The organism is Pseudomonas marginalis (assembly GCF_008692035.1).
Classification (GTDB): domain Bacteria; phylum Pseudomonadota; class Gammaproteobacteria; order Pseudomonadales; family Pseudomonadaceae; genus Aquipseudomonas; species Aquipseudomonas marginalis.
In genome coordinates this window covers 2,746,240-2,761,361 of the sequence record NZ_VTFG01000001.1, presented here as the reverse complement: position 1 = coordinate 2,761,361, position 15,122 = coordinate 2,746,240, and the positions used below count along the sequence as shown (strand labels likewise).

General features: G+C 62.0%; 9 protein-coding genes. 2 read left to right on the top strand and 7 right to left on the bottom strand.

Annotation, left to right across the window (positions count from 1 at the left end):
* The first annotated feature begins 343 nt into the window (after nt 1-343).
* Nucleotides 344-5,011 (top strand): sbcc family protein, encoded by a 4,668-nt coding sequence (locus FX984_RS12930; protein ID WP_146477307.1) that lies wholly within the window; start codon nt 344-346, stop codon nt 5,009-5,011.
* A gap of 8 nt (nt 5,012-5,019) precedes the next feature.
* On the opposite strand, the gene FX984_RS12925 is transcribed toward FX984_RS12930, so the two are convergent.
* The 6 genes from FX984_RS12925 to arcD (FX984_RS12900) all read right to left on the bottom strand — a co-directional run bounded on the left by FX984_RS12925 (nt 5,020) and on the right by arcD (FX984_RS12900) (nt 11,772).
* The gene (locus FX984_RS12925) at nt 5,020-6,528 is read right to left on the bottom strand and encodes a sigma-54-dependent transcriptional regulator (RefSeq protein WP_146477309.1); all 1,509 of its coding nucleotides are present in this window, start codon (nt 6,526-6,528) and stop codon (nt 5,020-5,022) included.
* A gap of 119 nt (nt 6,529-6,647) precedes the next feature.
* The gene (locus FX984_RS12920) at nt 6,648-7,010 is read right to left on the bottom strand and encodes a DUF5064 family protein (RefSeq protein WP_146477311.1); all 363 of its coding nucleotides are present in this window, start codon (nt 7,008-7,010) and stop codon (nt 6,648-6,650) included.
* A gap of 18 nt (nt 7,011-7,028) precedes the next feature.
* On the bottom strand, nt 7,029-7,958 hold the full coding sequence (gene arcC / locus FX984_RS12915; protein WP_065925908.1) for a carbamate kinase: 930 nt from the start codon (nt 7,956-7,958) through the stop codon (nt 7,029-7,031).
* 82 nt (nt 7,959-8,040) lie between these two features.
* Complete coding sequence (locus FX984_RS12910; RefSeq protein WP_027605559.1) at nt 8,041-9,051, bottom strand: ornithine carbamoyltransferase; 1,011 nt, start codon at nt 9,049-9,051, stop codon at nt 8,041-8,043.
* A 12-nt stretch (nt 9,052-9,063) separates the two neighbouring features.
* Nucleotides 9,064-10,320: an arginine deiminase gene (gene arcA / locus FX984_RS12905; protein ID WP_027605560.1), complete on the bottom strand. Its 1,257-nt coding sequence runs from the start codon at nt 10,318-10,320 to the stop codon at nt 9,064-9,066.
* Between the two features lie 24 nt (nt 10,321-10,344).
* Complete coding sequence (gene arcD, locus FX984_RS12900; protein ID WP_027605561.1) at nt 10,345-11,772, bottom strand: arginine-ornithine antiporter; 1,428 nt, start codon at nt 11,770-11,772, stop codon at nt 10,345-10,347.
* Nucleotides 11,773-12,214: 442 nt separating this feature from the next.
* Here arcD (FX984_RS12900) and arcD (FX984_RS12895) point away from each other — a divergent pair, with 442 nt between their 5' ends.
* On the top strand, nt 12,215-13,642 hold the full coding sequence (gene arcD / locus FX984_RS12895; RefSeq protein WP_027605562.1) for an arginine-ornithine antiporter: 1,428 nt from the start codon (nt 12,215-12,217) through the stop codon (nt 13,640-13,642).
* Between the two features lie 107 nt (nt 13,643-13,749).
* Here arcD (FX984_RS12895) and FX984_RS12890 read toward each other — a convergent pair whose 3' ends face one another.
* Nucleotides 13,750-15,099 (bottom strand): CoA transferase, encoded by a 1,350-nt coding sequence (locus FX984_RS12890; RefSeq protein WP_027605563.1) that lies wholly within the window; start codon nt 15,097-15,099, stop codon nt 13,750-13,752.
* Between the last annotated feature and the right edge of the window lie 23 nt (nt 15,100-15,122).

The window sequence follows — 15,122 nt, the reverse complement described above, 5'->3', positions numbered from 1 at the left end:
ACTCCTCAGGGCCAGAATCGTCTGGTGGGCGGGATTGGAATAATGGGGAGTTGCTTAGCAATATCGCGGCCAATGTGATTAATCCTTTATTAATCAATGGCTTGATAAAAACGGTTATAACGATAGCGCCTTTGTGTGTAGCGATTTCGCTACACTCCGGCCGTCGAAAAAAAGCCTATGTGGATCAAAGCCTTGCATGGCGCGCAAAAAACAAGGTTGTAGCGATATCGTTCCACTGTAGCGCTTTCAGTACGCATGGACGTCGTTTTTCGCGATTTATCTACCGTCCGGGAGGCCGGCCGGCGTTTTACCGTTCGCGCACTTCGTCATCAGGATGCGCCCCATGAGTGCTTCAAAGGTTATTCCCCCAGAGATTTCCCAGGCGCGGACGTCTCGCGACTATTTATCCAAGGTCTTCGCCCGGCGCCTGGGCCTGACCCAAGTGGCCCGCGCAATGATCCAGGAATGGATCGGGCAGTGGTTTGCCGGTTCCGGCCTGCAGGCCGGTAACAGCTGGATCGGTGTGATCCAGCCAACCTCGACCGGCCGCCGCCACATGCCGCTTATGACCTTGAGCGACGCACTGATCCAGCGCTGCATGAAGGGTGACGCGCTGAACTACACGCCAGGCCATCATGTGCTGTTGGTGCAGTCTGCACCGCAGGTGTTCGAACCGGCGAGCGGCGCCATCACCGTGGACGATATCGAGTGGATGCTCAACACCCTGGCGCCCGATGTGCTGGCGGGTTTTGCCGAGCGCTTGGTGCAATACTGGAACGCGCGCGTGTCGGACGGTTCGGCCGACAGCCGTTGGCACGCGGTCAGCAGCCAGTTACGTGCATGCCTGCTCACGGCGCGGCAGAACCCGCCATTGACGCCGGAGCAGGCGCGATTGCTTCTGGGGCTGGGCGATGAGCAGGCACAGCAGCTTTGGGGGCATCGGGCGGATCGAGAGGCCTTGGGTGGCGCCGATGCGCTGCATATCTATCAAGTCTATGCGGCCCAGGCCGGGACAACGGGCGAATGGCTGCCGCTGTTGGTCTTGCAGCGTCGGGTCGTGGGGCAACAGGTCACCCTCGTCTATATCCCGGCGATGAACCTGGTGCAGCTCGAGTCCCTGGACGCCTTGGGTGACCTGCTGCCGCGCTATATGGGCCGTTACCGGCCAGGGGCGCCGCTGCAATGGGTACTGCGCGAGCCCGAGGGCGATGTGTTCGATGCGTTGGCCCAGGCCTTGCTCGAACGCCAACTTCGCGATGTGCGGCGGGTTGACTGGTCGGCATTGCCCGACATCGGCAGCTATGAACAGCTGTTCACCACGCTCACCTCGCCACTGGCCTGGTTCGACCCGGACGCTCTCGAACAGCCCCATGAAGAACAGCTGCCGCTCTGGTTGCAGCGGGCCAGCAGCGCGGATCGCCTGGCTTACGGGCAGTGGCTGGAGCGCCTGGCGCAGCTGCAGCGCAGTACCGGCGGTGCAACGTTCCTCGATGGCCTTGAGCCGATCGATGTGTATGCGCGCAAGGCGCTGCAACGGCAAATGCGCCTGGATCATCCAGCGCAGGCTCCCATCAACCCGGACGACTGCCTCCTGACCTTCGAGCGCACCCAGGGCGGCACGGTTGGCTGGACGCAACGGACCACCCGGACCTTGACCCAGTGGTCGCTGGAAAACCCCTTCGCCACCGCCTATGCCAGTGTGCACATCAGCCACCAGGTCACGCCAGGTAACGTACCGCGCTGGGTCACGCCGGCCTATCTCAAGGGGCTGATCGAACGGGTGGACGTGGGCAAGCACTATCCGCCATTGCTGGAGCACGCACTGATCACCGACCCGACGCAGTCTGCACGGCGGCGTCGCTTGTTTGTCGATCAGATGGCGCTGCAACTGCCGATGCGCGCCCTTGAAAACAGCCTGCGCCAACGCAACGGCTTTACCCGCTCCGGCGCTCGGGTGGTGCACGCGTTGCTGCGGGAAGATCCGCTCCAGCGTGGGGTCGACGGTGAGGTGATCGTCGCCAGGCCCCTGGCATTCCTGGCCCATGCAGGCGGGCTGGCTCATCAAGCGCACAACCTGTTTGTCATCGGTCCCCGCGACAACAGCACGTTGCCGCATATTCTCTATCGGCCGGATCAAACCGACGCGATGCTGCAACAATTCCCCAGTCGCCAGGCGTTGCTCGACGCGATCGCAACGGTGGGCAGCGATCTTCAACCCGTGGTGCTGCAGCGTTTACCGCAGGACAGCCGTGCCCTGTTTGCCAACGGCGGTTTTCTGCGTCCCCATGTCCAGCGTGTGCTGCAGGGCGATGAGTTCGACGTGCTGCCCGCATCGAGCCCGGCGTTGCTGAGTGACGAACCGGTGCGTGGCGAGTTCCTTGAGAGCGTCTTCGATGAAAACGCCCGAGACCTGTGGCAGCGCGCGGTCAAGCAGTCGGTTTCCAACGAGGCGCTGCGTTGGACCCTGTTCAAGAATGATCTGTGGCAAGTGTTCAATGCGCTTTTGCCGATGGTCAGGGGCCCGGTGGCGGTGGCGGGCTGGTTGTCCCAGACCTTCAGGACATTCCAGGCGGTGCTGGCGCTGCCGGCCGAGACGAGCCGCGAAGATTCCGCCAATGCCTTCGCCGAGCTGATCGGCAGCGTGGCCGGCCTGCTGATGAGCCCGGTGGTCACGCTGGATCAACGACTGCGCTTGAGTTCGGGCGCTGCCCAGGCACATGACTTGATCCCGGCCAGCCACACGCGCCACTCGGCGTCGACGTTTGCCTGGCAGCGTTCATTCGCCGACGTCACGGCAATGGATTTTTCCTGGGCCAACTCAAGGTCCAGGCTTACGACCCGGCAGCGTGTCCAGCTCGAGACTTTCCAATGGTCACCCAGGCAGGGCGAGCGCTGGCCCGACTCGCCGACACTGGCCTCGGCGGCCAGCCCGGTGCGTGGTCGGGTGCTGGTCCAGCGCGACGGCAGCGCGGCCCGTCACGAGCAGTACACCTTGATAGACAGCAAAGTCTATGGCGTGAGGGCGGTCAGGGATGGCTGGCGGGTCGTCGATCTGCGGCAACCCCAGCGTCTCGGCCCGTGGCTGGACAAGGATGCCCATGGGGTGTGGAAAGTCGACCTGGGCCTGCGCCTGGTTGGCGGGCAGCCAAAGAGCACGGTGGCCCAGCGGCGTGCCCACATCGAGCGGCAAAAGCTTGAGCTTGAGCACGAATACAGCGCGGCAAGCCGCGAATTACAGAGCCTCGAGCGTGTCGTGACCGCGGCCGAAGACCTGTGTGAGAAGGCGCACCTGACCTCCGAGGCGGCCTTTACCGAGCAGCACCGGCGCGATGCCAGGGCGCGTTACCTGCGCGAGTTGGAAAAAAAGGCCGATGCGCAACAGAAAAAACTCAATGTGCTGATGCGCAGAAACGCCAACAAGCCCCTGGACGGCTTTGAACGGGAACAGTGCCTGCAGTTGGAAGATATCGTGCTGAACATGCGCCGGCAGATGTTCGTGCTGACCTTCAGTCGCCGCGAGGAGCAGTTTTCCGCAGCGCATCTCGCGCAACTGTCGGAGCGAGTGGCGGGGGAGGACGCGACCGCAGTCCAGGCGGTGATTGGGACCTTGACCGAAGAGAGCCGCAGGATCGGCGAGTTTCACGACAAGATGGTCAACCTGAGCTTCTGGGAGCGGGTCAATTACGAGCGGTTGCTCAGCATTCCTGCCTACAAGTCCTACATCGGTGAGTTGCAACCGTCCTCATACGGGCTGCCATTGGACTGGCGGACCGTGCAGTTGCAGGTGCTCAAGGAGCAGCTGTGGCGCCGGCTGCCCCTGCCTGAAGAACAGGATGATTACAGTCGGATCGACGCGGCCATGGATGAGGCGATCCAGTCGGCCCAGTCCCAGAAAACCATCGATGAGCCAGGCGTGCTGAGTGTGCAACAGCGCATCGACGGCACCCGGGCGGTGCTGCACGAATACGCGAAAACCCTGGCGCTCCTGGATGAATACCGTGCCGCCGCGCCGGAATTGATCCATGGGGATGCCGAGGTGCCGGTGCAAGCCACGATCCTCAGCCTGGAACAGGAGTCGAGAATCGCCCTGGCAAAGCTGCTGCGCGAGCACGAGCGCAACCCTCAGCCTGGCCGGGTACGGCCCCTTGAAGCTGATCAACGGCTGATCCGCGATTCGAAAAAGCGCTATCAATTGGGGCGGGTTCGCGCCCGCACGCCGGAAGCGACCGAAGACATCGTTGATGTCATCAACCCGATTGACCAGGCCGTGGTGGTCAGCCTGCATCAGCAGCCGGGTTCGGATACGTTCGAAGCGATCACCGAGGCTGGCGCGGTGATGCCGCGGCCGACGCGTTCCCTGGAAAAACTCAAGGCCGACGCGCGCCGCTTGTTGGCCAGGGCACCGCTGGTGCTGCAGCAGGCCCGCGATGAAGCGCGCAGTGCCACGCTGCCGGCCAGCGTCGAAGCCCGGTTGACGCGGCAGTCCGAGGGCATCAAGGCGGTTGCCGAAAAGATCCGCAAGGCGCTGCCGTCAACGCCGGATACCGCGGCCCAGGCGCTGCTCGATGAACTGGAACAGGCCGCCAGCGACTCTCTGGAGCAGGGGCGAGGGTTGCGCATCGAGATGATCAAGCGCTTGCCGCCCGATGAGGATGGGATTGCCTGGCTCCAGGCCCAGGACCAGGTGCAGATACTGCGCATCGAGGGGCGTATTGCGCTCAAGCGGGTGGATGATTTCCTGCAGGAGTATGTGGTCAAGGACAGGCAGGGCAAGGTCCTGGCTTATGCGCACTTTCATTACTCGTCGCCCACGGACCCCGATTTACCCTACAACGCCGGCCATCTGAAAAGGCCGGAGCAGCGCTTCATGAGTTTTCGCAGCCTGCTCGACAAAACCGACAACGAGGCCATCGCGATCTACTATTCGCGCATCAGCCCGCCCATGGCCACGCAACTGTTTTTCAGCGCCACCGGCGTTATCAAGCATCGTGGCCGGCGTGCGTTCTGGTGAGGCAGGCGCTAGGGTTTTGCGGGAATGCCGTACTTGCGCAAGCGGTGGGCGATGGCGGTGTGTGAGGTTTGCAGGCGGCTGGCCAACTGCCGGGTCGAGGGGTAACTGACGTAGAGTTTCTCCAGCAGGCTGCGCTCGAAGTCCTCGACGGCCTGTTCCAGGCTATTGACTTCGCCGTCGTTCTGGCGGGCCACGGAGGTGCCGGCGATGTCGAGGTCACCGATGTCCACCAGGCTGCTTTCGCAGATGGCGGCGGCGCGGAAGATCACATTCTGCAACTGGCGCACATTGCCCGGCCAGCGGTTGCCCAACAGCGCCGGATAGGTGCCGGGCGCCAGGCGGCACACCGGGCGCTGGATCTGCGCACAGGCCTGCTGCATGAAGTAGCGGGCCAGCAACAGGATGTCCTGGCCGCGTTCGCGCAGGGGCGGCACTTCGACGTTGAGCACGTTGAGGCGGTAGAACAGGTCTTCGCGGAAGGTGCCTTCGCTGACCATTTTTTCCAGGTCGCGGTGGGTGGCGCTGAGGATGCGCACATTGACCTTCACCTCGCGGTCGCCGCCGACCCGGCGGAAGCTGCCGTCGTTGAGAAAACGCAGCAGCTTGGCTTGCAAATAGGGCGACATTTCGCCGATTTCATCGAGAAACACCGTGCCCTGGTTGGCCAGCTCCATCAGCCCCGGCTTGCCGCCGCGTTGGGCACCGGTAAAGGCGCCGGGGGCGTAACCGAACAATTCACTCTCGGCGAGATTCTCCGGCAACGCCGCGCAGTTCAGCGCCAAAAACGGCGCACTGTGACGTGCGCTGATGGCGTGGCAGGCCCGCGCCACCAACTCCTTGCCGGTGCCGGTTTCGCCCTGGATCAACAGCGGCGCATCGAGTGCGGCAACCCGTTGTGCGCGTGCCTTGAGGGTGCGGATCACCGGGGATTCGCCCAGCAGCGCATCAAAGCCTTCGGCATGATCGTGGTGCAGCGCCGACAGTTGTTCGCCGATGCGGTTGGGTTGGTACAGGGTGAGCAGGGCGCCGGCATCGGTGATCGGCGTGGCGTCGAGCAAAAACGTCTGGCCGTTGACGCTGATTTCACGCAAGGGCAGGCGAAAGCCGTTTTCCAGCAAGGTGTCCAGCAAGGCCGGATCATTGAACAGCTCGGCGATACTTTCCCCGGCCGGTTCGCGACCGTACAGCGCGATCAGCGCCGGGTTGGCCAGCAGGATCTTGCCCGCACTGTCCAGGGCCAGCACCGGGTCGGTCATGGCTGCCAGCAGGGCATCGAGTTGCAGGTGGCGGCGTTGGCCGGGGAGAATGTCCACCACCGTCACCGCTTGTACGCCGCGCACGCTGAACAGCGCGTCACGCAGCTCTTCGAGCACGTCGGCGCTGAGGGTCGGCGCATCGATATAGACGTTGGGCGGCACCATTTCCACCGCATCCAGGTTGAGATTGCGCCCACCGAGCAAGGCCAGGACTTCCTGGGTGATACCGACGCGGTCGATAAAGCTGACGTGGATACGCATGGGGCGAATGTTGGTTCTGGCGTACTGAGGGTGGCCAGTATGCCTGACAGGTGATGGAGATCAAAAATGTGGGAGCGGGCTTGCTCCCACATATGAGGGTTGGAGTCGGGGGCGTCGGGTTATTCCAGGTGTTCAGGCTTGATCGGGTCCCCGGATTTAACATCCAGTTGATGCCGCACATCCTCGAACATCAGGTCGTACTGTTTGTGCATCGAGCCATTCAACACCGCAATCTTCGGCATCCCATACTTCTGCGCGATGTTCATCGCATGCCGGGCAAAGTCGAATGCCTGGTCCTTGGGCAAGAAGAACTCTTCCTTGAGGTCCTTGCCCTGCACCGAGCCGTGCAGCTTGAACAGCATGCCCTTGCCTTCCTTTGGATCCTGGCTGACTTCGTAGTCGATACACAGGTTGTAGCTGTAGTCGTCCTTGTTCAGCGCGTGACGTTCGATGTGCAGGTGACCGGGTTCAAAGGTGGCCATAGGCGTATCTCCTCTACTTCACAGATAGGTGATGCCAGGTGTCGCCGTGCTGATGCGTGTGCCGGCGCTGCCCTGGACGATGGCTTCGATGTCCGAGAGTGAACCGATCACCGCGGTTTTGCCAGTCTGGCGGGCGAACTCGCAGGCGGCTTGCACCTTGGGCCCCATGGAACCGGCGGCGAAGCCGAGTTTTTCCATGTCGTCGGGGTGGGCCTGGCCGATGGCTTTCTGGGTCGGCTTGCCGAAGTCGATAAAAGCGGCGTTGACGTCGGTGGCGATCACCAGCAAATCGGCGTCCAGTTGCGTGGCCAGCAACGAGGAGCACAGGTCTTTGTCGATCACGGCTTCGATGCCCTTGAGCTTACCGTCTTCACCGTACAGGGTCGGGATACCGCCACCACCGGCGCAGATCACGATGGCGCTTTTTTCCAGCAGCCACTTGATCGGGCGAATCTCGAAGATGCGTTTGGGCCGTGGGCTGGCCACGACGCGGCGATATTTATCGCCATCCGGGGCGATGGCCCAGCCTTTCTCGGCGGCGAGTTTTTCCGCTTCGGCCTTGGAGTACACCGGGCCGATGGGCTTGGTCGGGTTTTGGAAGGCCGGGTCCTTGGCATCCACTTCCACCTGGGTGAGCAGGGTGGCGAACGGCACTTCGAAGTCCAGCAGGTTGCCCAGTTCCTGTTCGATGATGTAGCCGATCATGCCTTCGGTTTCGGCACCGAGCACGTCCAGCGGGTACGGCGAAACGCTGGTGTAGGCCGCCGCCTGCAACGACAGCAGGCCGACCTGCGGGCCATTGCCGTGGGCGATGACCAGTTCGTTGCCGGCATGGATCTTGGCGATCTGTTCGGTGGCAATGCGGATATTGGCGCGTTGGTTGTCTGCGGTCATGGGTTCACCACGGCGCAGGAGGGCGTTGCCGCCCAGGGCTACGACGATGCGCATAATGCAATCCTTCTATAGGTGTGAACACAGAGGCCAATGTGGGAGGGGGGCAAGCCCCCTCCCACATTTGACCGTGTAGCCTTTAGATATCCGCGAGTGCCGACACCAGGATCGCCTTGATGGTGTGCATGCGGTTTTCCGCCTGCTCAAAGGCGATGTTGGCCGGCGACTCGAAGACTTCCTCGGTCACTTCCACACCATTGGCCAGGTTCGGATAACGTGCGGCGATGTCCTTGCCGACCTTGGTTTCGCTGTTGTGGAACGCCGGCAGGCAGTGCATGAATTTCACCCGAGGGTTGCCCGAGGCTTTCATCATCTTGGCGTTGACCTGATACGGCAGCAGTTGCTCGATGCGTTCGTCCCACGCTTCCACCGGCTCACCCATGGACACCCAGATATCGGTGTGGATGAAGTCCACGCCTTTGACGGCTTCTTTCGGGTCTTCAGTGATGGTAATGCGTGCGCCGCTTTCCTCGGCGAAGGCCTGGCACTGTTTGATGAAGTCTTCATGGGGCCACAGGGCTTTCGGCGCGCCGATGCGCACGTCCATGCCGAGCTTGGCGCCGATCATCAGCAGCGAGTTACCCATGTTGTAGCGCGCGTCGCCCAGGTAGGCGTAGCTGATGTCATGCAGCGGCTTGTCGCTGTGCTCGCGCATGGTCAGGGTGTCGGCGATCATTTGGGTCGGGTGGAACTCGGCGGTGAGGCCGTTGAACACCGGCACGCCGGCGAACTTGGCCAGTTCTTCGACGATTTCCTGCTCGAAGCCACGGTATTCAATGGCGTCGAACATGCGGCCGAGCACGCGGGCGGTGTCTTTCATGCTTTCTTTGTGGCCGATCTGCGACGACACCGGGTCGATATAGGTGACGTGGGCACCCTGGTCGTGGGCCGCCACTTCGAAGGCGCAACGGGTGCGGGTCGAGGTTTTTTCGAAGATCAGCGCGATGTTCTTGCCTTGCAGGTGCGGACGCTCGGTACCGGTGTATTTGGCGCGCTTGAGGTCGCGGGACAGGTCCAGCAGGTAGTGCAGCTCGCGGGTGGTGTGGTGCATCAGCGACAGTAGGCTGCGGTTGCGCATATTGAAAGCCATGATGGGATCTCCTTAATAGTCGATAGGGTCGCGGATGATCGGGCAGGTCATACAGTGGCCGCCGCCACGGCCACGGCCGAGTTCACCGGCGCTGATGGTGATGACTTCCACGCCGGCCTTGCGCAGCAGGGTGTTGGTGTAGGTGTTGCGGTCGTAGCCGATCACTACGCCAGGCTCCACGGCCACCACGTTGTTGCCGTCGTCCCACTGCTCGCGTTCGGCGGCGAAGCTGTTGCCGCCGGTCTCGACCACGCGCAGGGCCTTGAGGTTGAGCGCGGCGGCCACGGTCTCGAGGAAGTTGGTTTTCTCCCGCTGAATGTCGATGCCGTGGGGTTTGCTTTCGTCAGGGCGCAGGGTGAAGGGCACGATCTGGTTGACCACTTCGGGGAAGATGGTCACCAGGTCGCGGTCGCAGAAGCTGAACACGGTGTCCAGGTGCATCGCCGCGCGGGATTTCGGCAGGCCGGCAACGATCACCCGTTCCACCGCTTTGTTCTTGAACAGGTTGCGCGCCAGTTGGCCGATGGCCTGGTGGGACGAGCGCTCGCCCATGCCGATCAACACCACGCCATTGCCAATCGGCATGACGTCACCGCCTTCCAGCGTGGCGGCACCGTGTTCCTGGTCGGGGTCGCCGTACCAGATCTGGAAGTCCGCGTTGGTGAACTCGGGGTGGAATTTGTAGATGGCGCTGGCCAGCAGGGTTTCCTGGCGTCGCGCCGGCCAGTACATCGGGTTGAGCGTCACGCCGCCGTAGATCCAGCAGGTGGTGTCGCGGGTGAACTGGGTGTTGGGCAGCGGCGGCAGGATAAAACTGGCGTGGCCGAGGAAGTCGCGGAACATCTCGATGGTCTTGCCACCGAAGCTGCTCGGCAGGTCATCGGCCGACACGCCACCGATCAGGAACTCGGCGATCTTGCGTGGCTCCAGGCTGCGCAGCCAGGAGCTGACCTCCTCGACCAGGCCCAGGCCCACGGTGTTGGAGGTGATCTTGCGTTCCAGGATCCAGTCCAGGGCTTCGGGGTTGGCAACGATATCGGTCAGCAGGTTGTGCATTTCCAGCACATCGATGTCCCGTTCGCGCATCTTGGTCACGAAGTCGAAATGGTCGCGCTTGGCCTGGGCTACCCAGAGCACGTCATCGAACAGCAGTTCATCGCAGTTGTTAGGGGTCAGCCGCTGGTGGGCCAAGCCTGGGGAGCACACCATGACTTTGCGCAGTTTGCCGGCTTCGGAATGTACACCGTACTTCACTTTTTCCGTGGTCATTACAGATCCTCCAGTGAACATCAGTTACAGAGTCAGGAAGCCGTCGTAGAGGCCATAGGCAGCCACCAGGGCGCCAATGACGACTGCGGCGAAAATCAGCTTCTCGACGTTGGTGAAAATCGGTTTGCCCAGTTCATGCTTGGCCTTGGCGAACAGGATCGCGCCGGGGGCATAGAGCAGGGCGGACAACAGCAGGTACTTGGTGCCGCCGGCATAGAGCAGCCAGACCGCGTAGATCAGTGCGATCGCGCCGATAAACAGGTCTTTCCTGCGCTCCTTGAGGGCGTTTTCGTAGGTTTCGCCGCGTACCGCCAGTAGCAGCGCGTAGGCCGCCGACCACAGGTAAGGCACCAGGATCATCGAGGTGGCGAGGTAGATCAGCGACAGGTAGGTACTGGCGGAAAACAGCGTGATCACCAGGAATATCTGGACCATGGCGTTGGTCAGCCACAGGGCGTTGGCCGGCACATGGTTGGCGTTTTCCTTGCGCAGGAACTCCGGCATGGTGTGGTCCTTGGCGGCGGCGAACATGATCTCCGCACACAGCAGCACCCACGACAGCAGCGCACCCAGCAACGAGATGATCAAGCCGACGCTGATCAGCACCGCACCCCAGTGGCCCACCACATGCTCCAGCACGGCGGCCATCGACGGGTTCTGCAGCTTGGCCAGCTCCGGTTGAGTCATGATGCCCAGGGACAGCACGTTCACCAGCATCAGGAACAGCAGCACGGTGATAAAACCGATCACGGTGGCCTTGCCGACGTCGCTGCGTTTTTCGGCGCGTGCCGAGAAGATGCTCGCGCCTTCGATGCCGATGAACACCCACACGGTGACCAGCATCATGTTGCGCACCTGGTTCATCACGCTGCCCAGGTCCGGGTTCTTCACGCCCCAGATGTCAGCGGTGAAGATGTCCAGCTTGAAGGCGAACACGGCGATCAACACGAACAGCACCAGGGGCACCACCTTGGCGACGGTGGTCACCAGGTTGATGAACGCCGCTTCCTTGATCCCGCGCAGTACCAGAAAGTGCACGGCCCAGAGCAAGACCGACGCGCCAATCACCGCCGCAGGCGTATTGCCTTCGCCGAAGATCGGGAAGAAGTAACCGAGGGTGCTGAACAGGAGGACGAAGTAACCGACGTTGCCCAACCAGGCGCTGATCCAGTAACCCCAGGCCGACGAAAAGCCCATGTAGTCACCGAAGCCGGCCTTGGCATAGGCGTAGACGCCGCCGTCCAGATCAGGTTTGCGATTGGCCAGGGTCTGGAAGACAAACGCCAGGGTCAGCATGCCCACGGCGGTGATCACCCAGCCGATCAATACCGCGCCAACATCGGCACTGGCGGCCATGTTTTGCGGCAGAGAGAAGATCCCGCCGCCAATCATTGAGCCGACGACAAGTGCAACCAATGCACCCAATCGAAGTTTTCCGGGAGATTCAGACATCGCATAACTCCAATGCAGGAGAAGAGAGACCACAGAATAATTCCGTGCGCTAATCAAACAGCTGACTCAGATCACTTCATTGGCACATTCCATTGTGAATTAATGACTTAGACTGGAAAGTCGTGGGCAATAGTTTTCCGCGCAAAGGCGCTTTCCAGAGCGATCTCTGCGGTTTGGTCAATCATTTAGTGCTGCGTATGGACGTTTGAAACTAGCCCGTTTTCCCGAATGTGCAAACTTTTCGCAACGGCGACAATAAATAGCTTGGAAGCGACAAAGTATTCGGCGTATTTAAAATCTAAATAAGCCTAAACTATGCAAACTGTCATGCCGCTGAGTTATGAGCGTGGCGGTTTTATCGCTGTCTTTAATAAACGCTACACTCGCTGAGTTAATTAGTTGAGTGCACGGTTGTCCGCTCAAATCTTATTCAGGAGTCTGCATGTCTCAACCGGCCCAGAAACTTCGGCTTGGCGCCCTGATTGCCCTGGTGGTGGGCTCGATGATCGGCGGGGGGATTTTCTCGTTGCCGCAGAACATGGCCGCGCGCGCGGAGGTGGGCGCGGTGTTGATCGGTTGGGCGATCACCGCCGTGGGCATGCTGACCCTGGCGTTTGTCTTCCAGACCCTGGCCAATCGCAAGCCGGAACTGGATTCCGGGGTGTACGCCTACGCCAAGGCGGGTTTCGGCGACTACATGGGTTTTTCATCGGCCTGGGGTTACTGGATCAGCGCGTGGATGGGCAACGTCGGTTATTTCGTGTTGCTGTTCAGCACCCTCGGCTATTTTTTCCCGGTATTCGGCCAAGGCAATACGCCGGTGGCCATCGGCTGCGCATCGTTGCTGCTGTGGGCCGTGCATTTCCTGGTGATGCGCGGGATCAAGGAAGCCGCGTTCATCAACCAGATCACCACCGTGGCCAAGCTGGTACCGCTGTTGATGTTCGTGGTGATCGCCGCCGTGGCGTTCAAGGCCGATATCTTCACGGCTGACATCTGGGGCCTGGAAAAGCCGCAATTCGGCAGTGTGGTGGACCAGGTGCGCAATATGATGCTGGTCACGGTATTTGTGTTTATCGGCATCGAAGGCGCCAGTGTGTATTCGGCGCGGGCCGAGAAGCGCGCGGACGTAGGGCGGGCCACGGTGATCGGCTTTCTCGGCGTGCTGGCGCTGTTGGTGCTGGTGAATGTGTTGTCCCTGGGCATCATGAGCCAGGCGGAGCTGGCCGGCCTGCAAAACCCGTCCCTGGCCGGTGTGCTCGAGCATATCGTCGGGCCCTGGGGCGCGTTGCTGATCAGTATCGGCCTGGCGGTTTCATTGCTGGGCGCCTTGCTGTCCTGGGCGCTGCTGTGTGCCGAGATCCTCTATGCCACCGCCCATGACAAGACCATGCCGGCCTTCCTGAAAAAGGAAAATGCCAACCAGGTGCCGGTCAACGCCTTGTGGCTGACCAATGTGATGATCCAGGTCTTCCTGGTGATCACGCTGTTTTCCCACAGCACCTACACCACCCTGATCTACCTGGCGTCGTCGATGATCCTCGTGCCTTACCTGTGGTCGGCGGCCTACGCGGTGTTGCTGAGCGGGCGTGGTGAAACCTATGAAGGTGCCCACCGCCATCGCATCAAGGACCTGCTGGTGGGGTTGATCGCCCTGGGTTACGCCGTATGGTTGCTCTACGCCGGGGGCCTTAAATACCTGCTGCTGTCGGCGCTGCTGTATGCGCCGGGCGTGATCCTGTTCGCCCTGGCCAAGCGCGAACAGGGCCAGCCGTTGTTCACCCACGTTGAGAAAGGCATTTTCAGCTGCGTGATCGCCGGCGCGGGGCTGGCGGCGTATGGGTTGTACAGCGGGGTGTTGTCGTTGTGATGGGATGACGGTACTGGCCTCATCGGGAGCAAGCCCCCTCCCACATTTTGAATATGTTCACCCATCAAAGTGTGGGAGGGGGCTTGCTCCCGATAGCGGCCGTCAAGTCACCATTGAGGCCGGTGGGAGCCCAATTCTCCCGCCGGCAAATCCCATTGCAATGGCGTACCGCTGATGGTCAGCGGGGGCAGCAGCCGATAGGCCTGGCCCCAGGCGGTCTGTTCGACGACCAGGCCTTGATCCCCTGGTTCTTCCTCGCGCAACGCCGGTTGGTCGGGCACTTGGCCTGCTTGCACCAGTAACGTTGCGGTGCGTGCCAACGACAACCGCGCCGAACCACCGCGCCCCGACTGCAACCGTTCGCCCAGCGCCTGAATCGCACTGGCCGCCATCAGATACCCGGTCGCGTGATCCAGCGCCTGCAACGGCAGTGGCAGCGGTTTATCCGCGTGTTTCCAGAGCATGCCGGCCTCGGCGATCCCGCTGCTCATCTGCACCAGGCTGTCGAAGCCCCGGCGATTACGCCACGGGCCGCTCCAGCCGTAGGCGTTGAGGCTGACGTCGATCAGGCCTGGGGCGAGGTGTTGCAGTTCGGGGGCGGTGTAGCCCAGATGCTCCAGGGCGTCAGCGCGGTAACCGTGGAACAGGATGTCGGCGTCCCTGAGCAAATGCTCGAAAACCCGCCGACCTTCGGGCGTTTTCAGGTCCAGGCGCGCGCAGCGTTTGCCCAGGGTCATTTCCGGGACTACGCCGGGCTCGTTCCAGGTGGGTGAGTCGATGCGCAGTACATCCGCGCCGAGGCCGGCAAGGAAACGACTGGCCACCGGGCCGGCCAATACGCGGGTCAGGTCCAGCACCTTGAGGCCGGCCAGCGGGCGTGCCAGCGAACCGTGCCAGGGTTTGTCGGTCGTGGTTTCGAAGGTCTGGCGTTGGACCAACGCCTCGGCGTTCACCGCCAACCCCTGCGGGTGCTGCTGCCAGGCTTGCCAGGCACGCATCTGCGCGGCGCAGCCACCTTGGTCGACAATCGCCTGTTCCAGTTCTGCCGCGTTCCACGCCGCGACCTTGCCGGCCATTCCGGCGCGGTCGGCGACCGTGCCCAGCACCCGTTCGGCGGCGGCACGGTGATGAGGCGCGTTGGTGTGCAGGCGAATCCAGCCATCGGCGCTGGCGTAATCGCCGGCCACCGGATCCCACAACGGTGGCACTTGCCAGCCCAGCGGGCGGATCGAGGACGAGAACCAGAAAGAGGCGAGACGCCGGTCCACACTCACGTCGGGCAGGCGCCCGGTCCGTTGCCGGATCAACTGGGCGACGGCCTGCCCGGCGGCGCCGATGCTGGCACTGGCCAGTTCGGTGACGGCGAAGGTCGAGGGCAGGGCGCCAGCCTCGGTGAAGGTCAGCGGGGTGTGGGGTAGATCGAGTGCGGCTTGGATGGGAGTCAGCAGGTCAGTCATCAAAGGCCCTCCGTAAGAGAAGG